Origin of the sequence: Asanoa sp. NPDC049475, from assembly GCF_040676915.1 — a bacterium.
Lineage (GTDB): Bacteria > Actinomycetota > Actinomycetes > Mycobacteriales > Micromonosporaceae > Asanoa.
Genome location: NZ_JBFAPY010000001.1, coordinates 398,032 through 419,651 on the forward strand (window position 1 = coordinate 398,032; position 21,620 = coordinate 419,651).

At 72.6% G+C, this 21,620-nt stretch carries 25 protein-coding genes; 12 read left to right on the plus strand and 13 right to left on the minus strand.

The window, feature by feature from the left end:
* The first annotated feature begins 37 nt into the window (after positions 1-37).
* Together AB0J88_RS01935 and AB0J88_RS01940 are read left to right on the plus strand one after the other, a co-directional pair.
* The gene (locus AB0J88_RS01935; protein WP_364360211.1) at positions 38-364 is read left to right on the plus strand and encodes a PadR family transcriptional regulator; all 327 of its coding nucleotides are present in this window, start codon (positions 38-40) and stop codon (positions 362-364) included.
* A complete protein-coding gene (locus AB0J88_RS01940; protein WP_364359995.1) occupies positions 364-1,680 on the plus strand; it encodes a hypothetical protein in 1,317 nt (438 codons plus the stop codon). The genes AB0J88_RS01935 and AB0J88_RS01940 overlap by 1 nt, the downstream gene beginning before the upstream one ends.
* Here AB0J88_RS01940 and AB0J88_RS01945 read toward each other — a convergent pair.
* Both AB0J88_RS01945 and AB0J88_RS01950 read right to left on the minus strand, forming a co-directional pair.
* Positions 1,677-2,177 (minus strand): hypothetical protein, encoded by a 501-nt coding sequence (locus AB0J88_RS01945; RefSeq protein WP_364359998.1) that lies wholly within the window; start codon positions 2,175-2,177, stop codon positions 1,677-1,679. The genes AB0J88_RS01940 and AB0J88_RS01945 overlap by 4 nt on opposite strands.
* Positions 2,174-2,893, minus strand: a complete 720-nt coding sequence (locus AB0J88_RS01950) for an HAD family hydrolase (RefSeq protein WP_364360214.1) — start codon at positions 2,891-2,893, stop codon at positions 2,174-2,176. The genes AB0J88_RS01945 and AB0J88_RS01950 overlap by 4 nt, the downstream gene beginning before the upstream one ends.
* 141 nt (positions 2,894-3,034) lie before the next feature.
* Here AB0J88_RS01950 and AB0J88_RS01955 point away from each other — a divergent pair, with 141 nt between their 5' ends.
* Positions 3,035-3,964 (plus strand): DMT family transporter, encoded by a 930-nt coding sequence (locus AB0J88_RS01955; protein ID WP_364360001.1) that lies wholly within the window; start codon positions 3,035-3,037, stop codon positions 3,962-3,964.
* Here AB0J88_RS01955 and AB0J88_RS01960 read toward each other — a convergent pair whose 3' ends face one another.
* The gene (locus AB0J88_RS01960) at positions 3,965-4,780 is read right to left on the minus strand and encodes an SDR family NAD(P)-dependent oxidoreductase (RefSeq protein WP_364360004.1); all 816 of its coding nucleotides are present in this window, start codon (positions 4,778-4,780) and stop codon (positions 3,965-3,967) included.
* A gap of 87 nt (positions 4,781-4,867) precedes the next feature.
* Here AB0J88_RS01960 and AB0J88_RS01965 point away from each other — a divergent pair, with 87 nt between their 5' ends.
* Positions 4,868-5,824, plus strand: a complete 957-nt coding sequence (locus tag AB0J88_RS01965) for a CoA ester lyase (RefSeq protein ID WP_364360007.1) — start codon at positions 4,868-4,870, stop codon at positions 5,822-5,824.
* Here AB0J88_RS01965 and AB0J88_RS01970 read toward each other — a convergent pair.
* Positions 5,805-6,455, minus strand: a complete 651-nt coding sequence (locus AB0J88_RS01970) for a DUF4190 domain-containing protein (RefSeq protein ID WP_364360010.1) — start codon at positions 6,453-6,455, stop codon at positions 5,805-5,807. The two genes, AB0J88_RS01965 and AB0J88_RS01970, sit on opposite strands and share 20 nt — an antisense overlap.
* Before the next feature lie 129 nt (positions 6,456-6,584).
* On the opposite strand from AB0J88_RS01970, the gene AB0J88_RS01975 reads away from it, so the two are divergent.
* From AB0J88_RS01975 to AB0J88_RS01985, 3 genes are read left to right on the plus strand one after another with little or no spacing between them, the layout of a single operon-like run.
* Positions 6,585-7,379 (plus strand): SDR family NAD(P)-dependent oxidoreductase, encoded by a 795-nt coding sequence (locus AB0J88_RS01975; RefSeq protein WP_364360013.1) that lies wholly within the window; start codon positions 6,585-6,587, stop codon positions 7,377-7,379.
* A 46-nt stretch (positions 7,380-7,425) separates the two neighbouring features.
* Entirely contained in the window at positions 7,426-8,622 is a 1,197-nt protein-coding gene (locus AB0J88_RS01980) for an acyl-CoA dehydrogenase family protein (RefSeq protein ID WP_364360016.1), read from the plus strand.
* 9 nt (positions 8,623-8,631) lie between these two features.
* Positions 8,632-9,855 carry an MFS transporter gene (locus AB0J88_RS01985; protein ID WP_364360019.1) on the plus strand — a complete coding sequence of 408 codons (1,224 nt, stop codon included), beginning with the start codon at positions 8,632-8,634 and terminating at the stop codon, positions 9,853-9,855.
* On the opposite strand, the gene AB0J88_RS01990 is transcribed toward AB0J88_RS01985, so the two are convergent.
* Genes AB0J88_RS01990 through AB0J88_RS02005 form a run of 4 tightly spaced genes read right to left on the minus strand, consistent with a single transcriptional unit; the run spans position 9,823 to position 12,444 of the window.
* Positions 9,823-10,701 (minus strand): GNAT family N-acetyltransferase, encoded by an 879-nt coding sequence (locus tag AB0J88_RS01990; protein ID WP_364360022.1) that lies wholly within the window; start codon positions 10,699-10,701, stop codon positions 9,823-9,825. The genes AB0J88_RS01985 and AB0J88_RS01990 overlap by 33 nt on opposite strands.
* Before the next feature lie 50 nt (positions 10,702-10,751).
* On the minus strand, positions 10,752-11,156 hold the full coding sequence (locus AB0J88_RS01995) for a CoA-binding protein (protein WP_364360025.1): 405 nt from the start codon (positions 11,154-11,156) through the stop codon (positions 10,752-10,754).
* 10 nt (positions 11,157-11,166) lie between these two features.
* The gene (locus tag AB0J88_RS02000) at positions 11,167-11,970 is read right to left on the minus strand and encodes a hypothetical protein (protein WP_364360028.1); all 804 of its coding nucleotides are present in this window, start codon (positions 11,968-11,970) and stop codon (positions 11,167-11,169) included.
* Between the two features lie 30 nt (positions 11,971-12,000).
* A complete protein-coding gene (locus tag AB0J88_RS02005; RefSeq protein ID WP_364360031.1) occupies positions 12,001-12,444 on the minus strand; it encodes a septum formation initiator in 444 nt (147 codons plus the stop codon).
* 114 nt (positions 12,445-12,558) lie between these two features.
* Here AB0J88_RS02005 and AB0J88_RS02010 point away from each other — a divergent pair, with 114 nt between their 5' ends.
* The 5 genes from AB0J88_RS02010 (at position 12,559) to AB0J88_RS02030 (ending at position 16,729) form a co-directional block, all read left to right on the plus strand.
* Positions 12,559-13,242, plus strand: a complete 684-nt coding sequence (locus AB0J88_RS02010; protein ID WP_364360034.1) for a response regulator transcription factor — start codon at positions 12,559-12,561, stop codon at positions 13,240-13,242.
* A complete protein-coding gene (locus AB0J88_RS02015) occupies positions 13,239-14,501 on the plus strand; it encodes a HAMP domain-containing sensor histidine kinase (protein ID WP_364360037.1) in 1,263 nt (420 codons plus the stop codon). Before AB0J88_RS02010 ends, AB0J88_RS02015 begins: the two co-directional genes overlap by 4 nt.
* A 73-nt stretch (positions 14,502-14,574) precedes the next feature.
* Positions 14,575-15,141, plus strand: coding sequence for a PepSY domain-containing protein (locus tag AB0J88_RS02020; protein ID WP_364360040.1), 567 nt, complete (start codon positions 14,575-14,577; stop codon positions 15,139-15,141).
* Between the two features lie 70 nt (positions 15,142-15,211).
* A complete protein-coding gene (locus AB0J88_RS02025) occupies positions 15,212-16,132 on the plus strand; it encodes an ornithine cyclodeaminase family protein (RefSeq protein WP_364360043.1) in 921 nt (306 codons plus the stop codon).
* 12 nt (positions 16,133-16,144) lie between these two features.
* Positions 16,145-16,729 carry a nucleotidyltransferase family protein gene (locus AB0J88_RS02030; RefSeq protein ID WP_364360045.1) on the plus strand — a complete coding sequence of 195 codons (585 nt, stop codon included), beginning with the start codon at positions 16,145-16,147 and terminating at the stop codon, positions 16,727-16,729.
* 542 nt (positions 16,730-17,271) lie between these two features.
* Here the strand turns inward: AB0J88_RS02030 and AB0J88_RS02035 are convergent.
* From AB0J88_RS02035 to AB0J88_RS02055, 5 genes are all read right to left on the minus strand, one after another.
* Positions 17,272-18,096, minus strand: coding sequence for a PD-(D/E)XK nuclease family protein (locus AB0J88_RS02035; RefSeq protein ID WP_364360217.1), 825 nt, complete (start codon positions 18,094-18,096; stop codon positions 17,272-17,274).
* A gap of 111 nt (positions 18,097-18,207) precedes the next feature.
* A complete protein-coding gene (locus AB0J88_RS02040) occupies positions 18,208-18,819 on the minus strand; it encodes a MarC family protein (protein WP_364360048.1) in 612 nt (203 codons plus the stop codon).
* A gap of 29 nt (positions 18,820-18,848) precedes the next feature.
* Positions 18,849-19,706 (minus strand): PHP domain-containing protein, encoded by an 858-nt coding sequence (locus AB0J88_RS02045; protein ID WP_364360051.1) that lies wholly within the window; start codon positions 19,704-19,706, stop codon positions 18,849-18,851.
* A gap of 20 nt (positions 19,707-19,726) precedes the next feature.
* Entirely contained in the window at positions 19,727-20,899 is a 1,173-nt protein-coding gene (locus tag AB0J88_RS02050; protein WP_364360054.1) for a hypothetical protein, read from the minus strand.
* Positions 20,899-21,540 carry a SigE family RNA polymerase sigma factor gene (locus tag AB0J88_RS02055; protein ID WP_364360057.1) on the minus strand — a complete coding sequence of 214 codons (642 nt, stop codon included), beginning with the start codon at positions 21,538-21,540 and terminating at the stop codon, positions 20,899-20,901. Before AB0J88_RS02055 ends, AB0J88_RS02050 begins: the two co-directional genes overlap by 1 nt.
* Positions 21,541-21,620 lie beyond the last annotated feature (80 nt).

The window sequence follows — 21,620 nt, forward strand, 5'->3', positions numbered from 1 at the left end:
GGTATATACCGACGGTCGGTAGCATCGGCGCGTGGCCATGCAGGAGCCGACCTTCTTCATCCTGACCGCGCTCGCCGAGCAGCCGTTGCACGGCTACGGGGTGATCCGCGCCGTGACCGAGCTGTCCGGCGGGCGGATCACCCTGCGTGCGGGCACGCTCTACGCCGCCCTCGACCGGCTGACCGAGGAAGGGCTGCTCGTCGTCGACCGCGAGGAAGCGGTCGACGGGCGGCTGCGGCGCTACTACCGGCTGACCGACGACGGCGGCACCGCGCTGTCCGCCGAGGTCGACCGCTTGCGGGCCAACGCGGCGATGGCCGCCGCCCGGCTGCGCGACATCCGACTCGCCTTCGGCCCGGCGTAGTGAACCGGCTCGAACGCGGCTACCGGCGACTACTGCTGGCTTATCCGCGCGCCTACCGCCGAGCTCGGGCCGACGAGATCGTGACGACGCTGATGGAGGGCGCACCGCCGGACCGGGTCCGGCCACCGGCCGGCGACGCGTGGGACCTGGTCCGCGGCGGCCTGCGCCAGCGGTTCGCGCCACCCCACGGGCGTGGCTACGCCGCGGTGGCTGTCGTCTGCGCGGCCGCGGCGGCATATCTCGCCCTCGGCGCGGCGATCCGGCTCACCACCACCTCCGAGGCCGGCAAGGACGCGCTGGTCGTGGCGGCCGCGATGCTGTTGCCGCAGGACGCACCCCTGGTCGGAGACCAGGAGCGCATGTTGACGGCCTTCGGTGGTCCGACCCGCCTCGACCTCACCTTCGCGCCGCAAGCGCGTTCCCTCGACGAGCTGACCGTCGTGGTTCGCGACCGCGCGATCGCGGACGGCTGGGTCGCGGGTCCGATCGGTGCGCATGGTTTCACGCTCGAACGCGCCGGCCAGACGTTCGACGTCACGGTCGCCAACGGTGTGCCAGCCGAGCCCGAGGCCGGCGGGTCGTTCCACGCACGTTATCCATGGCCGGCTCCGCTGCTGCCCGTGGGCATCGCCGCCGTCGTCCTCGGCGGCCTCGCCGGATGGCTGGCCGGGTCCTGGACGCTCCGGCGGTTCCGGTCCCGCACGCCGGCCGGCAAGCTCCTGATCGCGCTGACCGGAACACCGGGCCTTCTGCTCGTCTGCGCGGCCGCGGCCAGCACCCTCGCGGCCGCACTGGACGCGACGAGTGCGTCCGGGGCGACCCTCTTCACCGGGACGTTCGCCGAGGGGCTGGGTCTCGCCGGCGTGGCCGCGACGCCGCTGCTCGCGGGCATCCTGCCGGCCGCCGACGCGGCGGCACCGCCGCGCCCGCCCACCGACCTGGTGCGAGTGGGCATCCGTGCCGTCACGGCGGTCCACCTCGCGTTCGGCGTCGCGATCGCGACCGTCCTGGTCACCTTCACGGTGCGCATGCTGGCTACCGGGGCCGACCGCGTCGCGATGCTGAGCGGCGCGCACGATCCCAAGGACCTGCTGCCGCTGCCCGTGTACGTGCCGGTCGCCCTGCTCTACTTCACCGGAGTCGTGCTCTCCCCGCTGCTGTTGCTCGTCTCGATGCCGTTGCTGGGGGTCGGCCGGGGACGGGTCAGCCCGGTCGCCTGGCGGGTCCTGCTCGCGGCGGAGATCTCCGCCGTCGTCCTGCCGGCGTTGCTGTTGACCCCGTACGGCGGCGACGCCGCTCGCTGGTGGCTCGACTAGGACTTGCGCCCGCGGACCTTGTGCAGTCGGAACGGCTTGCGGGTCGGCCGGGTCGCCGGGGTGTCACGGGGCACCTCGGCGAGGCTGCCGTCGGGCAAATCGGGGCGGGTCACCACAGGCCCGTCGGGGGCCGGGCTCAGGCAGCTCAGCGTGCAGTCCATCGCCCAGCGCTCGACCAGCTTGTCGGTCGGCCCTGGCGCGTTGAGCCGCTTGCCGCCGACCTGCGGCGCGACCGTGTTCCACTCGTCGTCTCCGGGCTGCACCCGGCGCACGTCGGCCGTCCAGGTGACGATCCGCCCACCGTGGTCGCCGCGCAACGTCACCTCGGCCGTGGCGGCCCCGGCCAACCCGGCCAGCTGTTGCTCGCCGATGCCGGTGACGACGTAGAGCGCGCCGTCGACCGGGACGCACCAGAGCCCGCGCGCCGGGCCGCCGTCGACGGACACCCAGGCCACGGCCGCCTTCTTGATCGCCTCTTCCACCACGGCGTCGCTCATGCCCCCATCCTGCCCGGCAGCGCGGCGGGCGCGCCACGGTCGACCTCGTCCAGCACGCCGACGAGGCAGGTCACCGCGCGCCCGGGCCAGTCGATTTCGGCCGCGAAGACCAGGTGGTCGGCGAGGTCGGGCGCGGCCAGCCGGACGGCGGTCATGCCCACCTCCGCGGCACCGGTCAGCTCGTGGCTGCCGCCGTCACCGACGTAGAGGCACTCGGCAGGCGCCACCCCGAGCCGCTGGCAGGCCGCCAGGTAGATGCTCGGGTCCGGCTTGCACACCCCCTCCTCGACCGAGAACACGGCGGTGTCGAGCAGCGGCGCGACGGCGAGACTGGGCAGCAGCGCGGGCAGCTCGTGGGTGCAGTCGCTGATCAGCGCCGTACGCAGCCCTCGCAGCCGCAACGCCCAGAGCACGGGCACGGCGTCGTCGCGCAGCCGCGTGTCGCGCAGCAGCGCGTGCAGGCGGCAGTCGACCGCCGCCCGCACCGCGTCGTCGGGCGGGTCGGCCCCGGCATGGTTGGCGATCCACCGCAGGCAGTCCTCGGCGGACCCGAGCTCGCCACTGGCCCGGCGGTAGTACGTGGCGTCGAGCAGCGAGATCATGACCTGGGGATCGCATCCCAGGATGCGGGCGATCTCGAGGTGCTCGGGGCCGCGGTGGACGGACCGGGTGAGAGTGCCGAAGAAGTCGAACACGACGGCGCGTAATGCGGGCAACATCAGCCTCCACGGAATGACCTGGGGGCAGTAGCTGGCAAGACCGGGCGAGCCTATCGACGGTGACCGCTGCGCCCTATCGGCCGATCGACTGAGAGTAGTCGGATAGCCGCAGTACGTGATTTGTGAGGATGGTTCACTGTGCCCCGCCCCGCACCAGACCCGGCCGCGTCGCTCGCGCTCGTCGCCGCCGTCCTCGCCGTGTCCACCTCCGGTCCGCTGATCGCGTTCGCGACAGCGGCGCCGGCCCTGGCCATCGCGTTCTGGCGCAACGCGCTGGCGGTCGGCGTGCTCGGCCCGATCTCGCTGTTCGCCCGTCGCGGCGAGTACGCGAACCTGGCCCGCCGTGAAGCGGCGTTCTGCGTCTTGGCCGGGGTCGCCCTCGCGGCGCACTTCGCGGCCTGGATGCCGAGCATCCGGTTCACGACGGTGGCGGCGTCGACCGCCCTGGTGGCCACCCAGCCGGTCTGGCAGGGCCTGATCTCGGTCGCCCAGGGCCGCCGGCTCCGCACCGTGACCTGGGCCGGCATCGGCGTCGCGGTGCTCGGCGCGGTGCTGGCCACCGGCGCCGACTTCGGTGTCTCGTCCCGCGCGGTCGTCGGCGACCTGCTGGCCGTGCTCGGCGCGATGATGGCCGCGGCCTACACCGCGTTCGGCGAGCGGGCACGGGTCACACTGAGCACGACGACGTACACGACGATCTGCTATTCGGTCTGCGCGGTGCTCCTGCTGGTCATCTGCCTGGCGTCGGGCCAGTCGCTCGGCGACTGGTCGGGCACGACCTGGCTGGCCATCCTCGGCCTGGTCGCGGGCGCCCAACTGCTCGGTCACACGATGTTCAACTACGCGCTGCGCCGGGTCTCGGCCACCACGATCAGCGTGCTGATCCTGCTGGAGGTGCCGGGCGCGGGCCTGATCGCCTGGCTCTGGCTCGACCAGGTGCCGCCGGCCGAGTCCCTGGCCGGCCTCGCCCTGCTGATGGTCGGCGTGCTGGTGGTGGTGCTCGGTGGTGCGCACGCCGGCCGCCGGGAACGCGCCCTTCAGGTCGAGACCGCCGGCACCCTGCCCTGACTAGCCGATCGCCTGCTCGCTCGCCTTCCACAGCGCTGCGGCCAGCGCGGGGTCGGAGACCTTGTGGCCCACCCGGCGCGGTCTCTTGTCGACGTAGTAGGCGCCGTTGACCAGTCGCGTCGGGTCGGCCGTGGCCAGGAAGACCAGCGTCTCGGCGCCCTTCTCGGGGCTGCGCAGCAGTGGTGCGTGCCGCATGCCCCACGCGACCAGCGGGTTGTCGTTGTAGAACCGGGTGCGCACCGCGCCGGGGTGGAACGAGAACGACAGCACCCCGGGCCATTGCCGGGCCGCCTCGCCGGCGAACAGGATGTTGGCCTGCTTGCTGGTGCCGTACGCGCGGAACGGCACGTAGCGCTCCAGCGGCCGGTTGAGGTCGCGCGGGTCGAGGTTGCCCCAGCGGTGCGCGCCGGAGGCGGTCACCACCATCCGCCCGATCCGGTCGTGCAGCAGCACGGTGAGCAGGAAGCTGGCCAGGTGGTTGGCCTGGATGGTCAGCTCGTGACCGTCCACGGTGGTCGACGGGTGCAGCACGATCGCGCCGGCGTTGTTGGCGAGCACGTCGATCCGGTCGTACGCCGAGCGCAGCTCACCGGCCAGCTCCCGCACGTCGTCGAGAGCGGCGAAGTCGGCTCGGTACGACGCGGGCAGCGTGCCGGTGGCGTCGCGGACCTCGGCGGCAGCGGCGGCCAGCCGGGCCGGGTCGCGACCGACGAGAACGACCTGGTCACCCCGGCCGGCCAGGGCGACGGCAGCGGACAAGCCGATGCCTGAGCTGGCCCCGGTGATCACTACGACTCGCCCGGTGACTTCTTCCACAGCTTGGTTCTCCTCGGTCTTCGCGCGAGGTTACCGTCTGGTCAAGCCCTGTGCTGAGCTAACAATAACGATCGTGAGGAGCCGTCGATGGTTGCTGCGGGTCGCCCACGCCGGTCCTGTTTGGCCGTACCCGGATCCAGTCTGAAGATGCTCGACAAGGCGCGCGGGCTCCCGGCCGACCAGGTCTTCCTCGATCTCGAGGACGCGGTGGCCCCGCTGGCCAAACCGGAGGCTCGCAAGAACGTCGTGGCGGCGCTCAACGAGGGCGACTGGGGCACCAAGACCCGCGTCGTACGCGTCAACGACCTGACCACCGAGTGGACCTATCGCGACGTGGTCGAGGTGGTCGAGGGCGCGGGACCCAACCTCGACTGCGTGATGCTGCCCAAGGTGCAGTCGGCGGCGCACGTCGAGTGGCTCGACCTCACGCTCACGCAGATCGAGAAGGCGGTCGGCCTGCCGGTCGGCGGCATCGGCATCGAGGCTCAGATCGAGAACGCCGCCGGTCTGGTCAACGTGGACGCGATCGCGGCGGCGTCGCCCCGGGTCGAGACGATCATCTTCGGTCCGGCCGACTTCATGGCGTCGATCAACATGCGGTCGCTGGTGGTCGGCGGGCTGATCCCCGACTACCCGGGCGACCCGTACCACTACATCCTGATGCGCCTGCTGATGGCCGCGCGGATGCACGACAAGCAGGCGATCGACGGCCCGTTCCTGCAGATCCGCGACGTCGACGCGTTCCGTGCGGTGGCCAAGCGCTCCGCCGCGCTCGGCTTCGACGGCAAGTGGGTCCTGCACCCGGGGCAGATCGACGCGGCCAACGAGATCTACGCCCCGGCTCAGGATGACTACGACAGGGCGGAGCTCATCCTCGACGCGTACGAGCACGCGACGTCGGAGGCCGGCGGCAAGCTCGGCGCGGTGATGCTCGGCGACGAGATGATCGACGAGGCGTCGCGCAAGATGGCGCTCGTCATCGCGGCCAAGGGGCGGGCCGCCGGGTTGACCCGCACCTCCCGGTTCACGCCGCCGGAGGGCTGAGCACGGCGCCCATCAGCGCGTACGGGTCGTCGAACATGCCCTCGTTGGCGCCGATGATGATCATGACGACGACGAAGATGAGGTACGCCAGGATCAGCGCGGTCAGGATCCAGCCGACGATGATGCCGGCCAGCGCCATGCCGTCGCCGCTCTCGCCGCGCTCGCGGATCTGCTTGCGCGCGACGTGGCCGAGGATCGCGCCGACCGGTGCCGAGATGCAGGTGACCAGGCCGGCGAGCGCGCAGACCAGGGCCGCGATCGCGAGGCCGTTGGTCTTCTGCGGGGCGGGGTAGCCGTAACCGGGGTAGGCGCTGGCCGGAGCGGCGTACTCGTAGCCGGGCGCGGGCGGGTAACCCGGCGTCGCGGCATAACCGGGAGCCGGCGGGTAGGCCGGCGACGCGGGCTGGCCGGCGGCGGCCGAGTAGTCGGGCGCGGGATAGCCGGGCGCGGCGGGGTAGCCCGGGGTCGCGGGGTAACCCGGCGCGGCCGGGTAGGGCTGGGTGGCCGGGTAGCCCTCGGCGGCCGGGTACGCCGGCTGGGCCGGCGCGGGGTAGACCGGCTGGCTCGGCACCGTCGGGTCGGCCGGAGCCGCGGTGGGGTCGAAGGGTGCGTTCGGGTTCTGGTCGGTCATCGCGCTCTCCGAAATCGGGCCAGTGGGCGCCCGTAGGGTATCGGCCGAGCGCATTCTCCGACGTCCCGCGCGCTACCCGGACAGGGGGTGTCGTTGCCGGTGTTGCGCGGACCGGGCAGGATCTCACGCATGGGAATCGACACGCAGGCCGACGACGGGCTGACCACCGTGCGCCTCGACGGCCGGGTCGCGCTGGTCACGGGGGCCGGCAGTCCCGACGGCATCGGCTACGCGACCGCCCGGCGGCTGTGCCAGCTCGGCGCCAGGGTGGCCATCGTGTCGACCACCCGGCGGATCCACGAGCGCGCGACGGAGCTCGGCGCCACCGGGTTCGTCGCCGACCTGACCGACGAGGCCGAGGTGGGTGCGCTCGCCGACGCGGTCGCCGAGCAGCTCGGCGACGTCGAGGTGCTGGTCAACAACGCCGGCCTGGCGAGCCGGGCCAGCCCGGAGGTGCTCCGCCCGGTCGGCCAGCTCACGTTCGACGAGTGGCGGTCCGAGATCGACCGCAACCTCAGCACCGCGTTCCTGTGCAGCCGGGCGTTCATCGGAGGCATGGCCGAGCGCGGCTGGGGCCGCATCGTCAACCTCTCGGCCACGGCCGGCCCGGTCAACGCGCTGCCCACCGAGGCGGCCTACGCCGCTGCCAAGGCCGGTGTGATCGGCCTGACCCGGGCGCTGGCCATGGAGATGGTGGCCGACGGGGTGACCGTCAACGCGGTCGCGCCGGGCACCATCTACACCGCCGCGTCCACGGTCACCGAGATCAAGCAGGGTCTCGGCACACCGATCGGCCGCCCGGGCACGCCCGACGAGGTGGCCGCCGCGATCGCGTTCCTCTGCTCGCCGGCCGCGTCCTACATCACCGGGCAGATGCTGGTGGTCGACGGCGGCAACAGCGTGCGCGAGGCCCAGTTCCGTTAGCGCTTTCCCACCCCGCCCGGCCTCGTGACGAGGGAAGATGTGGGTCATGGCGCGCCTGGCCCAGACACCGAACCTCACCGACGTGCAGACGTCCATCATCGAGACGGTGCGGGAGTTCGTCGACAAAGAGATCATTCCGCACGCGCAACGGCTCGAGCATGCCGACGAGTACCCGGCCGACATCGTCGACGGCATGCGCGAGATGGGCCTCTTCGGACTCACCATCGACGAGGAGCACGGCGGCCTGGGTGAGTCGCTGCTCACGTACGCGCTGGTGGTCGAGGAGCTTTCCCGGGGTTGGATGTCGATCTCCGGGATCGTCAACACCCACTTCATCGTCGCGTATCTGATCGCGCACCACGGATCGGACGAGCAACGCGCGACGCTGCTGCCGAAGATGGCCACCGGCGAGGTGCGCGGCGCGTTCTCGATGTCCGAGCCCGGCTGCGGCTCGGACGTGGCCGCGATCCGGTCGACCGCCCGCCGCGACGGCGACGCCTACGTGCTCGACGGCCAGAAGATGTGGCTGACCAACGGCGCCTACTCGTCGGTGGTCGCCACCTTGGTGCGCACCGACGTCGGTGCCGACAGCGTCTATGGCAACATGACGTGCTTCCTGCTGGAGAAGGAGCCCGGCTTCGGCGAGACCGCGCCAGGGCTGACCATCCCGGGCAAGATCGCGAAGATGGGCTACAAGGGCGTCGAGACCACCGAGATGATCCTCGACGGCGTCGCGGTGCCCGAGTCGGCCGTGCTCGGTGGCCCTGACCAGCTCGGCCGCGGCTTCTACCAGATGATGGACGGCATCGAGGTCGGCCGGGTCAACGTCGCCGCGCGCGCCTGCGGCATCTCGATCAGGGCCTTCGAGCTGGCCGTCGCGTACGCGCAGCAGCGGCACACGTTCGGCGAGCCGCTGGCCGGCCACCAGGCGATCGCGTTCAAGCTCGCCGAGATGGCCACGAAGATCGAGGCGGCGCACGCGCTGATGGTCAACGCCGCGCGGCTCAAGGACGCCGGCGCCCGCAACGACGTCGAGGCCGGCATGGCCAAGCTGCTCGCCTCGGAATACTGCGCCGAGGTGGTGCAGGAGGCGTTCCGGATCCACGGGGGCTACGGCTACTCGGCCGAGTACGAGATCGAGCGGCTGATGCGCGAGGCCCCGTTCCTGCTCATCGGCGAGGGCACTTCGGAAATCCAAAAAACGATCATCTCGAGAGGCCTCCTCAAGGAGTACCGCCTCTAACCTGAGGCCGTGTCACTACGCAAGGACCGCAATTTCCTGCTGTTCTGGGTGCTCCAGACGGCGTCGGTCGCCGGTGACTCGCTGACCACCCTCGCGGTGCCGGTGCTGGTGCTCGCGCTCACGGGCTCGATCGTCCAGATGGGCCTGGTCACCGGCGCGATCGGCGCCGCCTGGCTGGTCTCCGGCGTGCTGGCCGGCTCGATCGTGGACCGCCTCGACCGCCGTACGGTGATGATCGCCTGCGACGTGGCCCGGGCCCTGCTCTACGGCCTGGTCCCGCTGGTCTGGCTGGTCGAGCCGCACGTGTGGGTGCTCTACGTCGCGATGCCGCTCGGCGCCGCGGCCGGGATGCTCTACCAGGTCGGCTACATCACTGCCGTGCCGGCGCTGGTTCGTAAGGACCAGCTCACCCAGGCCAACGGCCTGCTCTCGGCGTCGTTCGCGGTCGCGGGCATCACCGGCCCCGCGATCGCCGGTGCGCTGTTCGCCGTGCTCGACCCGGCGTGGGTCATCGGGATCGACGCGGTCAGCTTCGGGCTGTCGGCGGTCGCGATGTCGTTCGTGCGGCTGCGACCCCGGGAGGTCGAGGCCTCGCGCGAGTCGCCGGTCCGCGGGTTCGTCACCGGCGTGCGGTTCCTCTGGGGACACCCGGTGCTGCGCACGATCACGCTGCTGCTGTGCGGGGTCATCTTCCTCACGTACGCGATGGACGATCTGATCATCTATCGCCTCCGGGAAGACCTCGACCAGAGTGGTGGCGCGGTCGGCGTGGTCTTCGCGATCGGCGCGGCCGGCACCGTCGTGGCCGGCCTGGTCGTCGCCGTGCTGCGCCGGCGGCTCGGCTTCGGTGCCTGCTGGATCGGCGCGTACGCCCTGACCGCGATCGCCCTGGCCGGCGCCGGCAGCGCCACGGTAATCCCGGTGCTGGCCGGCCTGCTCGCGGTGATCCTGTTCTGCCAGGGCGTGGCCGGCACCTGCTCGATGTCGCTGCGCCAGGAGATCACCCCGGACCACCTGCTGGGCCGGGTCACCTCGGCGTTCTGGACCATCCACTACCTGCCCGGACCGCTCGGCGCACCGCTGGTCACGCTCGCGGCGGCGCGGGCCGGCGTACCCACGGTGCTGGTCCTGCTCGGTCTCGGCCTGGGTGTCGTCGCCCTGATCGCCGCGTTCTCGCCCCTGCGGACGCGCGCACCGTCGCTAGACCGGCCGGCGCATGGTGAAGCTCTGTAGGCGGGTCGCGTAGCCGAGGTGCTCGTTGAGCCGGCGCATGTCGGCGTTGCCCCGCTGGGTCCAGGTGTAGACCTCGGTGATGCCGGTGGTGGCGGCGTGCGCGAGCGCGATCCGCTTGAGGTAGGCGGCGACGCCCCGGCCGCGCCAGTCACGACGCACCACGGTCAGCGCGTTCTCGGCGCGGTGCGGGTTGTCGGGGTCGGCGATCAGGCCGGCCAGCGCCACCGGCTCGCCACCCGAGACGGCGAGGAACATCGCGGCCGGATCGCCGATCCAGCTGGTGCGCCACTCGTCGAGGGACGCGTGCATCGGCGCGATCAACGCCATGTCCTCGAACGCCTGCGCGGCCAGCACCTCGTAGGCGACGTCCCACAGGTCCGGCCGCTGCGCGACGGTGACCACCTCGACGTCGGTGCGCCGGGGGGGAAGGGGCTCGGCACCGACGGCGCGTACCTGCTCGACCTGGCGGTCGACCTCGGTGAAGCCGTGCCGTTCGGCGAACGCCTTCGAGCCCTGGTCGTCGGCGTGCGCGAGCACCTGCTCGACGCCCAGGGTGGCGGCGTGCGCCCAGAGGTGGGACAGCACCCGGGTGCCGACCCCCTGCCGGCGGAACTCGGGCAGCACCCGCGGCGTCACCACCGCGGCGCCCGAGATGCTGGAGTGGTCGGCCGAACCGCTGCCGATCAGCTTGCCGTCGTCTTCGACCACCAGCACCAACGAGTCGCGGGTCAACGACGCGCGCATCTCGGCGACCGTGGGCGCCCGCTCGTAGGGGATGACGGCCATGCGCACCTGCCGCACGAGCGCGTAGTCGTCGTCAGTACCGGCCCGGCGCACCGTCAGCATGTGCGGACGTTAGCTCCCCGGCCGGGCGGTCGCGACCGGTTTTGGGCGGCTCAGGCCCGGCTGAGGTTGCCGACCGCTCGTTCGACCGCGGTGCAGCGGTTCTCGACGTAGTCCAGGCCGGCCTCGGTGGCGAGCTGGCGCGCCTCGGGCGAGACGATGTCGAGCTGGAGCCAGACCGCGGGTGCGCCCGCCGCGATCGCGTCGCGCACCACGTCGGGTGCGTCCGCGGCCGGGCGGAAGACGTTGACCAGGTCGACCGGGAACGGGATCTCGGCCACCGAGCGGTAGACCCGCTCGCCGAACAGCTCGTCGACGAACGGGTTGACGGGGATGATCCGCCAGCCGTGGCGCTGCATCTGGAGGGGGACGGTGTGCGCGGCCTTGCGGGGGTCGCGCGAGGCGCCGACGACAGCGATCACTTTGGCGTCGGCGAGGAGTTGCTGAGCATCACGCACGCGTCCGACTCTATCTCCGGTGCGCGGCGGTCGACCTCTCGCTCGCGGGCGCCTGGGCCTGCCGCACCACGCTCACCGTCGGGCCGGCCGGCAGGGCGGGCGGTGCGCCACCGTCGCGGAGCCGCCGGGACAGCCGTTCGAGCTCGGCCGGGCGGCCGATCGACTCGCGGTGCTCGGGATGGGCGACGTAATAGCGGATCGCGTCCGCGAGAAACCACGGATGGATGTCGAGCACGTCGATCGGCACGTCCAGGCGCTGCCGGCGCTCGCTCGGCGGGCGCACGAGATATCCCTTGGTCACGCGCAGTTCGAGCCGTTGGGTGCGCAGCCGCGGCGCCCACGGCGTGCCCGGCTGGATCGCGCCCCACGGCACGTCGACGCGGTGCAGCCGACCCGGGATCCGCAGCCCTTCGGCGCGCACCTCGACGGTGTTCGGCACCAGGTACGACCGGACGAGCAGGGCCGCCGCGAGCAGGCCGAGCAGCAGCGAGACGATCCCGTCGAACGCTCCGCCGCTGTCGGCGAACCGGTCGATCGCGAGCGCGGCCTGCGACGTCAGCACCAACACCAGCGCGGCGAGCTCGATGGTGCGGCGGCGGTTGGTCGGCGCCACGAACGAGTCGGCCTGGACCTCGAAGCTCGCCGGCCCGGCGGGACGCCAGCCGATCAGCGCGACCAGCGCGCCGACCCCGATCAGCGTCGGGCCGAGATGCAGCACGAAGTCGAGCAGCAGCACGGGGATGTCGAACGCGATCGCGGCGGCACCCCAGACCGCTCCCAGGGCTGCGGCGCCGAGCAGCCATCGCTGGTGCATTACGGGAGGATACCGGGGGATCGGTGGACGTCAGTCGTCGTGTCCCTTCCGGACCGGTTGCCCGGAGCGGCACTCGAGCTTGATCTCGGACTGGACCCCGTCGCCCTCGAACTTGGCCTCGGCTTCGTCGTCGGGGCCTTCGTCCAGGTCACGAAGGGCGAAACCCTGCGCCGCCGACCACGTGTCGATCTTCACCAGCCCGTTCTCGCAGTGGGCCACCACCGTGCCACCCTGGAGCCGGAACGTCTCGCGTCGGAAGTCACCCGTCGGGGTGCTCGCGGGTTCGGTCCCGGCGCGGGTCGGGCTGCTGCTAGGTGCCGCTGCCAGGTCCCGGGCCACCTCCGCCTGGCTGCGCACGCCGCCGGGAGTGCTCGCGAGGCTGTCACCGACCAGCCGGATCGCGCCGATGCCGGCCAGGGTGGCGACGACGACGGCGGCGAGCCATCCGAGCGCGGCGAGACTCCGGCGGGACATCACCCGACTATGCCCGGTCGCGGCCCGGTCGCGCGCTAAGAACGGCACCGCGGGACGCTAAGAGCGGGTTAAGAGGACCGGCCGGCCGGGCGCCGGAGGGATACGGTGCGAGCTGTGCCGCGCCTGCTGCTCATCGAGGACGATCCGGCGATCCGTGCGCCCCTGCTGCGGGCGTTGCGGGATCGTGGGCACGCTGTCGCGGCCGCCACCACCGCGATGGACGGGCTGCGGGCGGCCCTCGACGACCGCCCGGACCTGGTGGTGCTCGACCTGGGCCTGCCCGACGTCGACGGCGCCGAGCTCCTGCGGATGCTGCGGGCGGTGAGCCGGGTTCCGGTGATCGTCGCGACGGCCCGGGACGCGGAGACCGAGATCGTGCGCGTGCTCGACGCGGGAGCCGACGACTACCTGGTCAAGCCGTTCACCGCCGCCCAGCTCGACGCGCGGGTCCGGGCGGTGCTGCGCCGCGGCGGGTCGGCCGCCGCGGTCGACGAGACCATCGTCGTGGGCGGCCTGGAGATCGACCCTCGATCACACGGGGTACGTCTGGACGGCAAGACCGTCGACCTCACGCCCCGGGAGTTCGACCTGCTCCACCACCTGGCCACCCGCCGGGGTGAGGTCGTCACCAAGCGGGAGCTGATGACCGAGGTCTGGCAGATTCCGTACGGCGGGGCCGACAAGACCGTCGACGTGCACCTGTCGTGGCTGCGCCGCAAGCTGGGCGAGACCGCCGCGGCGCCGCGCTACCTGCACACCGTGCGCGGTGTCGGAGTGCGACTGGCGCCGCCGTCGTGAGGCGCCGGCTGACCCTGTTGGTCGCGGCGACCACCATGCTGGTTCTGATCGCGTTCCTCGTGCCGCTCGCGCTGCTGCTGCGCGGTGTCGCCGAGGACCGGGCGACCGGGCGGGCCACCGCCGACCTCCAGGGCATCGTGCCGGTCGTCGGCACGGCCGACCGGGCGGCCATCGAGTTGACCGTCGACCAGCTGACCGCGTCCGGCCGCCGGGTCACGGTGTTTCTTCCGGACGGCGGGCCGCCGGTCGGTGACCCGGTCGCGCGTACGCCGGCCGTCGACCTCGCCGCGACCGGCACCAGCCTGACCGCCGCGCTCGACGGTGGGCGGGAGATCGTGATCGGGGTCGGTCGCACCGGCGGCACGGCGGTGATCCGCACGGTCGTACCCCAGGCCGACCTGCACGCCGGTGTGACCCGGGCCTGGCTCGTGCTCGCGGCGTTGGGGCTGTTGCTGGTCGTGCTCGGCCTGCTCGTCGCCGACCGGCTGGCGCGCAGTCTGGTGCGGCCGATCGCCGACCTGTCGCAGGTGTCGCACCGGTTGGCCCGGGCGGAGCTCGGCGCGCGCGCGGTCGTGCCGGACGGCCCGCCGGAGCTGCGCGAGGTGGCCGGCGCGCTCAACCACCTGGCCGAGCGGATCCAGGTGCTGCTGCGCGAGGAGCGGGAGCAGGTGGCGGACCTGTCGCACCGCTTGCGCACGCCGTTGACCGCGTTGCGGCTCGAGGTCGAGTCCGTGCGTGACCCCGACGAGCGCGCACGGGTCGCGGCCGGCGTCGATGCGTTGGAGCGGGCGGTGACCGGACTGATCCGCCAGGCCCGGTGGCGGAGCACGCCCTCGGGCTCGGCTTCCTGTGACGCGGTCGAGGTCGTACGCGACCGGGTGGAGTTCTGGTCCGTGCTGGCCGAGGACACCGGGCGGGCGCTCCGGTTGTCCTTGGCGGACGGGCCGCTGCTGGTGGGGGTGGCCGCGGACGAGCTCGCGGCCGCGGTCGACGCGCTGCTCGGCAACGTGTTCGCGCACACGCCGGACGGGACGCCGTTCGCGGTGTCGCTGTCCGCGGATCGGGTGCTGGTGGTCTCCGATTCGGGCCCTGGTCTGGCCGGCGCGGCCGTGTCGAGGGGCGTCAGCGCCGCTGGCGGAACCGGTCTGGGCCTGGACATCGCGCGGCGGGCGGCGGGCGGGGCTCTCGATATTTCGAACAATCCGGGTGGCGGCGCGGCGGTCACCCTGCGGCTGGCGGCGGCCTTAACCCGGGCTTAGCGATCGCGCAGCGCGCCGCTATCCGTGGTTGGCCGAACCTCGTCCGTATCACCCCGATACGGAGGTCAACCACATGAAGCGCACAACGGTGATCGTCACTCTGGCCGGCATGGCGGCGCTCGCCGTCACCGGCACGGCGCTGGCAGCGACGGCGGACGACGGCCCCAGCCCGCTGACCGGCCTCGGCAGCGCGGTGCCGACCGCCACCGCCGAGGTCTCCGCCGATCCGACGCCTACGGTCACGAGCACGACGCCGCCCTTGTCCGGCGACCTCGGCGCGGAGGAGGCGCGCCGGATCGCGCTGGCCAAGGTCGGCGGAGGCACGGTCAACGAGATCGAGTCGGAGTTCGAGCACGGCTTCTCGACCTGGAAGGTGGAGATCGTGCGGGGCGGCGTCGAGCACGACGTCTACGTCGACCGGGCCACGGGCACGATCGTGAAGCTCGACCGGGACGACGACCGCGTCGCCGGCGACCGCGACGACAGCCCGACGCACGACGCGAACGACGACCGCGTCGCCGGCGGCCGTGACGACAGCCCGACGCACGACGCGAACGACGACCGCGGCCGTCACGGTCGAGGTTCGGACGACGACCACGATGACGACCACGGCGGGCACGGCCACGGTTCCGACGACTGACCATTCGTGAGACCCGCGCCACCCCTGGCCACGGCGGCCGGGGGTGGTGGTCGTGTTCCAGACTGGCCCGGTGACCCTGCTCCTGAGCCGCGGCGATGTCGCGGCGGCCGTCGACCTCGACGCGGTGCTGGACCTGCTGGCCGCGGGTTTCCGCACCCCGGTCGCGGCCCCCGCACCGCTGCGGATCCGCACCGACCTGCCCGGCCCCGGCACGGCGACCTGCCTGCTGCCGGGCCTGCTGCCGGACGTGCCGGCGTACACGGTGAAGGTCAACGCCAAGTTCCCCGCCGCCATGCCGGCCCTGCGCGGCGTGGTCTGCCTGCACTCCCTCGTCGACGGCGAACTGCTGGCCCTGCTCGACTCGGCCAGCGTTACGGCGTGGCGAACCGGCCTGGCTGCGGCGCTGGGCACCCACACGCTGGCGCCGCCGTCAGCGCGGACGCTGGGCTTCGTCGGCGCCGGCGCACAGGCCACCACCACCCTGGCCGGCCTGCGCCACCTGCGACCGTGGTCCCGCATCGTGGCGACCGACCTCGACCCCACCCGCGCGGCGGCCCTCCCAGCGGAGGCCCTGTCGTCGCCGGCCGAGGTAGCCGCCGCGGCGGACGTGGTCGTCCTAGCCACCTGGTCGCGCGAGCCGCTGTTGGGGTTGGCGGACGTCCACCCCGGTCAGCACCTGACCTCGCTGGGCGCGGACGAGCCGGGCAAACGCGAGCTGACCGCGGACCTGCTGGCCGCTAGCCGGTTGATCGTCGACGACCTCGACCTGGCGCTGACGGGAGGCGCGCTGGGCAGCGCGGGCCTGAGCGCCGACACGTGCGCGGGCACGCTGGGTGCGGTGCTGCGTGGCGACTTGGCGGAGGTCGAGCCCGTTTCGCTGAGCGTCTACAGCCCGGTCGGCCTGCCGTGGCAGGACCTGGCGCTGTGCTGGGCGGTCTACCGCGAGGCGGTGCGCTCCGGCAGGGGCACGCGCGGGGACCTGCTCGGCTGACATGCTGTGCCGATGCCCGAGACAGAGTTGACCGAGCTGGTGCGCTCCAGCCCCTGGCTGATGACCGTGCTGGCGGCGGTGCGCGCGTCGAACCTGCCGGACGCCTGGACGGGAGCGGGCGTGCTGCGCAACCTCGTGTGGGACGAGCGCTTCGGCAAGGGCTTCGACCCCACTGGCGTACGCGACGTCGACGTGGCCTTCTTCGACCCGACAGACCTGACCCGGGACCGCGACCGCACGGCCACGGAGTCCCTGACCGCCCACCTCCCCGGGGTGCCGTGGGAGGCGACGAACCAGGCCGCGGTGCACACCTGGTACCCGGCACATTTCGGCACCGAGCCCATCCCGCCGCTGCGCGGAACCGCGGAGGCCATCGCCACGTGGCCGGAGACGGCGACCTCGGTTGCCGTCCGCCTGAACCCCGCCGGAGAGCTGGAAGTGTGCGCGCCGCACGGCCTGGCTGACCTGCTTGGCGGAGTCTGGCGGCGCAACCCCCGCCAGATCACGGTGGAACGCTCCCGCGAACGCCTGACCCGCCACGCCCCGACCACCCGATGGCCCGGCGTCCGCGTGATCGCCCCGGAAGATCCGCAGTGACCTACGCCTTAGAAGCGATCATCGGCGGCGTCGAGGTCCTTCGCGTGGTAGCCCGAACCGAGCCGCTCGCGGTCGTGGTCCCGCTGCCGCAGGCCATGGCCCTGGTGCCCATGACAGACAACCTCTTCATGGCGCTCGGCGCACCCCATGTCCGTCGAGGAGAACGAGCCATTCGAACCAGCCGGCAGCCCGATCTCGCAGGCCCTACGACGACTAGGCGTCGACCGCGGAGCCTGCCACGACGAGTTCGACGCCCTCGGCCTAGGAAGCCGCCGATCCACCAACGCCTGGCTGCGGTAACCCCCTCCCGCGGGCACGCGGCGTGCGCGGTCCGGGCCGTGCGCGCGGTGCGCGGTCCGGGGCGTGCGCGCGGTGCGCGGCGTGCGCGGTCCGGGGCCGTGCGCGCGGTGCGCGGTCCGGGACGTACCCGCAGGCACAGGCATGCCGTGGATGCCGGATCCGCGGACACCGCAGCGTCCACCGACCTCGCCGGGTGACCGAGCTCGGGAGATGACCGGGCACTGCCCGTCAGTGACAACCCGTCATGCGCTGTCCGTCGTCAGGGTGCGGTCGATGCCTGCCCACTGGTCCTTGTTCGGGACTTCGGCGCCCACTGGGCATGAGCGTTTGAAGTCGCACCAGCCGCACATCGGGCCTGGGGTCGTCGGGAAAGCCTCGTCCGGGTCGGTCCCCGCCGCGACCGCCTTCTCCGCTTCGATGATGTCTCGGGCCGTGTCCTCCGCGCGGGAGACCTGGCGGGCGATCGACGCCTCCGTGTGGTCGTGTGCCGCGACCGTGCCCGTCGGCAGGTGGTGCAGCTCCACCCGTCGGCACGGTCGTCGGAACACCCGCTCCGCCGCGTAGGCGTAGAGCGCCAGCGCCTGTGAGCCGCGCGCGTCGTCGGCGTCGAGGCCCGTGCGGCCCGTCTTGTAGTCGACGATGACCACCTCGCCGTCGCGGGCGTCGATGCGGTCGGCTCGGCCGTTGAAGGCCAGCACCGCCGTCTTGACCGCGACCACCCGCTCGACGCCAAGAGGCTCGAAGTCGGGGTCGAGGTTCGCGACGTAGCTCTCGAGCCAGTCGAGTGCCCGCCGATAGGCCGCGCGCTCCTGGTCGTCGTCGCGGTAGCCCTCGCGGACCCAGGTGCCCTTGAGCAGGCCCGGTAGCGCGGCCGGCGTGCGCCGCTCAGGCGCCAGCGCGAACCACCCGCGCAGCGCGGTGTGCACGCTCGCGCCCAGGGAGTTGTGTGCCCACGGCGGACCCTTCGGCGGCGCCGGACGGTCGACGTAGGAGTAGCGGTAGCGGCGCGGACAGTCGGTGTAGGCGCCGAGCTTGCTAGGCGTGCACACGAACAGCCGCTCCGGCATGCCGGCGAAGCCGAGCTGCTCGGAGCGGGGCGCCGGGGGCCGGCCAGCACGGGAGGATCGCACGGGAGAATCCTCCCATCCGGGTACGACAACCCCGACAACCCCGGACGGTCACCCCGCCTGGTACGAGTCGACGAAGGCGAAGACCGCGTCCGCGATCAGCTGGACGGCGATCGCGGCGAGCAGGAGGCCGGCGATGCGGGTCAGCACCTCGATGCCGCCCGGTCGGAGGACCTTGACCACCACGCCGCAGTAACGCAGGACGAGCCAGACCACCGCCATCGCGGCGATGATGCCCGCGTAGACCGCCACGTAGTCCGACGCCCCGTCCGAGCGCTGCACGAACAGCATCGTCGCGACGATCGCGCCCGGGCCGGCCAGCAGCGGCGTGCCCAGCGGCACCAGCGCGATGTTCGTCGTCGAGTGCGCGGTCGGGTCGTCGGTCTTCCCGGTCAGCAGCTCCAACGCGATCATGATGAGCAGCAGGCCGCCGGCGCCCTGGAGGGCCGGCAGGTCGACGTGCAGGTAGTCGAGGATGTTCTGCCCCGCCACCGCGAACAGGACGATCACGCCGAGTGCCAGGCACACCGCCTGCCAGGCCGCGCGGTGCCGGTCGCGCGCGGACATCGTGCCCGTCATCGCGACGAAGATCGGCACCATTCCCGGCGGGTCCATGATCACCAGGAGAGTGAGGATGACCTCGCCGAATACCTTCAGATCCACGCGGACACGTTAGGCGAAGGTCTTTCGCGTCAGCCAAGCACGGGTGTCTTTCCTGACGATGCGGCCACCAGGCGCTCGTACACGGATGGCGAAGTGGTCTCGGCCCCCAGGCCGACGGTCTTGTGCGTGCCGTGAAAATCGGACGATCCGGTCACCACGAGCCCGAGCGACGAAGCGAGCGTCCGCACGTGGCCCCGCTCAGAAACCGAGTGGTCCGTGTGGTCCGCCTCCAACCCGAAAAGCCCGGCCGCGGCCAGCGACACGATCAGCTCGTCGGAGACGATCCGGCCACGCCGCGTCGCCCGGGGGTGCGCGAAGACGGTCACCCCGCCGGCCTCCCGAACCAGCCGCACGGCTTCGAAGACGTCGATCTCCTCCTTGGGTACGCGATAACGCCGCCCCAGCCACTCCGGCGCGAACGCGGCGGCGGTCGTGGGGACCAGACCGGCCCGGATCAGCGCCTGCGCGATGTGCGGCCGGCCGACCGAGCCGCCGTCCGCGTACAGCAGCACCTCGTCCCATGTGACGTCGTAGCCGTCGGACCGCAGCAGCGAGACGATCCGCTCGGCCCGCACCTCGCGCGACGCCCGCACCCTGGTCAGCGCCGCGACGAGGTCGGGGTGCGTCGGGTCGAACAGGTACGCCAGCAGGTGCAGGGAGATCGGCGGCCGAGCCCCGTGCCACCGGCAGGAGAGCTCGGCACCACGCACGAGCGCCAGGCCGGACGGGCGGGCGGCGGCCGCGGCGGCCCAGCCCGCGGTTGTGTCGTGGTCGGTGATCGCGACCACGTCGAGCCCGGCGGTGGCCGCCGCCGACATCAGCTCGGCAGGCGTCAGCGTCCCGTCGCTCGCGGTCGAGTGCGCGTGCAGGTCAATGCGGCTGTCCATCGCCGCAGACGCTACCGGGGTCAGCGATCGGCCGAGCCCAGCCGGGGCACGAGGTCCCAGCTGCTGCCGGCCGCCACGGGCACCTCGAGCAGCTTGCGCGTGCCGTCGGTCTGGCAACGGACGACCCCGTCGTCGTACGACGCCACGACGGTGGTGTTGTCGATCCAGATCGGCGCGCGTACGCCGGCCGCCGCGCACACCTTGGTCGTCGGCGTGCCGATGAGGGCGTTGTCGACGTTGAGCAGGCGAAGCTGGTCGCCCGCCGGCTCGGCCAGCCAGCCACCGTCGGGGGAGAGGTTGTTCGTGACGCCCTCGCCGGGCGACTCGAACCCGCAGAGCTCGGTCATGGTGACCGTCATGCCCGGACTGCCCGGGCGCAGCGCGGCCAGGCAGAGAGCCTTCTCGCCGGCCGTCCAGGCCAGTCCGAGGGCGGCGTCGCTGCGGGTGCCGAGGACGCCGGAGACCGCGGGATTCCATGCGGGGTCGGCCCATCCGGACTGGTCGACGACGGTCACGAACTCGTAGCCGCGGCCCTTGGAGACCGTGCCCGTGGCCAGCACCCGGTTGCCGAGCAGGGCCGTCGGCGCGGTGTCGGCCGGCACGTTGACGACGCCGAGGCGTTTCGTGCCCTCCCGGGTCAGAGCGGCCATGCTCAGCTGGTTGTCGGCCACCACGGCGATCCGTCGGCCGTCGTCGCCGACGGTCCAGCGACTGCCCTCCGGTGCGACTTCCACGGACCTTCCGTCGACGGGCTGGAGGAAGGCACCCCCGCTCGCGTTGCCGTAGAGCCAGCCGGCGGGCACCCGGTAGACCATCTCGACGTCGCCGTGGGAGCCGAGGTCGAGGCGGCGGCCGTCGGTGGTCCAGAGCAGGTCGCCGATCCGCAGGTCGAGGCCGAGACTGGCGACGTCGTGCGGGTTGATCGACGCGGTGACCAGGGGCTGGGGCAGCGCGGTCGGGTCGGCCGCGAAGACCGAGGAGTCGTAGCCGGTGCGCGGCGAGCGCAGCAGTTGCCAGCCGAGCGTGCCCCCGAGCAGCAGGGTGAACGCGAAGACCGCCGCCAGCGAGGTGCCCACGCGCCGCCACCGCCGGCTCCGGCTGGTGCGGTGGATGATCTGATCCGCACGGTTCGTGCCGGCCGGAGTCAGCTCGACCCGGTCCTGGAATGCCTCGCGCAATCGTTCTTCGAGCATCAACGCCCCTCCACTCCTCCCGCCGGCGCGGGAATGCGGGGGGCGGGGGCACGCACCGGCCGCGTGGGCACCGGTGCTTGCCGGGGGATCGGGGGCGGTCCGGACTGGGCCGCAGCCAGCTCGTCGACCCGGGCCTGCTCCGCGGCGCGCTCGGCGCCGAGCCGGCCGCGCAGGGTGCTCAGGGCTCGGGAGGTCTGGCTCTTCACCGTGCCGGTGGAGATGTCGAGGATGGCGGCGGTCTGGGCCTCGGACAGGTCTTCGTAGAAGCGCAGCACCAGCACCGCGCGCTGCCGGGCGGGCAACGACTGCACGTGCCTCCACAGCGCGTCGCGTTCGAGCTGCTCGTCGACCCGGTCGGCGACGGCCCGCTCGGGCAGCACCTCGGTCGGGCGTTCGCCGTGCCACCGGCGGCGCCACCAGCTGATCGACGTGTTGACCAGGACCCGGCGGGCGTACGGCTCGACGGCTTCGATCTCACCCAGGCGCCGCCAGGCCAGATAGATCTTGGTGAGCGCCGTCTGCAGCAGGTCTTCGGCCGTGGCCCAGTCACCGGTCAGCAGGTAGGCGGTGCGCAGCAGGGCCGGCGAACGGGCGGCGACGAACTCCCGGAAGTCGTCTTCGACCGACTGCCTGCCCGTCACCGGACGCCCCCTTTGGTACGCGTGGGAGCAGACTGACACACCCACACCTGCGGGGTCTACGGGGCGAACGGTTGCCTAGT

What these genes read in the sequence shown, in the direction of transcription:
- AB0J88_RS01935 (WP_364360211.1), top strand. Translation starts at nt 38, where the DNA reads ATGCAGGAGCCGACCTTCTTCATCCTGACCGCGCTCGCCGAGCAGCCG.
- AB0J88_RS01945 (WP_364359998.1), bottom strand. Translation starts at nt 2,177, where the DNA reads ATGAGCGACGCCGTGGTGGAAGAGGCGATCAAGAAGGCGGCCGTGGCC.
- AB0J88_RS01965 (WP_364360007.1), top strand. Translation starts at nt 4,868, where the DNA reads ATGGTTGCTGCGGGTCGCCCACGCCGGTCCTGTTTGGCCGTACCCGGA.
- AB0J88_RS01970 (WP_364360010.1), bottom strand. Translation starts at nt 6,455, where the DNA reads ATGACCGACCAGAACCCGAACGCACCCTTCGACCCCACCGCGGCTCCG.
- AB0J88_RS01975 (WP_364360013.1), top strand. Translation starts at nt 6,585, where the DNA reads ATGGGAATCGACACGCAGGCCGACGACGGGCTGACCACCGTGCGCCTC.
- AB0J88_RS01980 (WP_364360016.1), top strand. Translation starts at nt 7,426, where the DNA reads ATGGCGCGCCTGGCCCAGACACCGAACCTCACCGACGTGCAGACGTCC.
- AB0J88_RS01990 (WP_364360022.1), bottom strand. Translation starts at nt 10,701, where the DNA reads ATGCTGACGGTGCGCCGGGCCGGTACTGACGACGACTACGCGCTCGTG.
- AB0J88_RS02000 (WP_364360028.1), bottom strand. Translation starts at nt 11,970, where the DNA reads ATGCACCAGCGATGGCTGCTCGGCGCCGCAGCCCTGGGAGCGGTCTGG.
- AB0J88_RS02005 (WP_364360031.1), bottom strand. Translation starts at nt 12,444, where the DNA reads ATGTCCCGCCGGAGTCTCGCCGCGCTCGGATGGCTCGCCGCCGTCGTC.
- AB0J88_RS02020 (WP_364360040.1), top strand. Translation starts at nt 14,575, where the DNA reads ATGAAGCGCACAACGGTGATCGTCACTCTGGCCGGCATGGCGGCGCTC.
- AB0J88_RS02030 (WP_364360045.1), top strand. Translation starts at nt 16,145, where the DNA reads ATGCCCGAGACAGAGTTGACCGAGCTGGTGCGCTCCAGCCCCTGGCTG.
- AB0J88_RS02035 (WP_364360217.1), bottom strand. Translation starts at nt 18,096, where the DNA reads ATGCCGGAGCGGCTGTTCGTGTGCACGCCTAGCAAGCTCGGCGCCTAC.
- AB0J88_RS02045 (WP_364360051.1), bottom strand. Translation starts at nt 19,706, where the DNA reads ATGGACAGCCGCATTGACCTGCACGCGCACTCGACCGCGAGCGACGGG.
- AB0J88_RS02050 (WP_364360054.1), bottom strand. Translation starts at nt 20,899, where the DNA reads ATGCTCGAAGAACGATTGCGCGAGGCATTCCAGGACCGGGTCGAGCTG.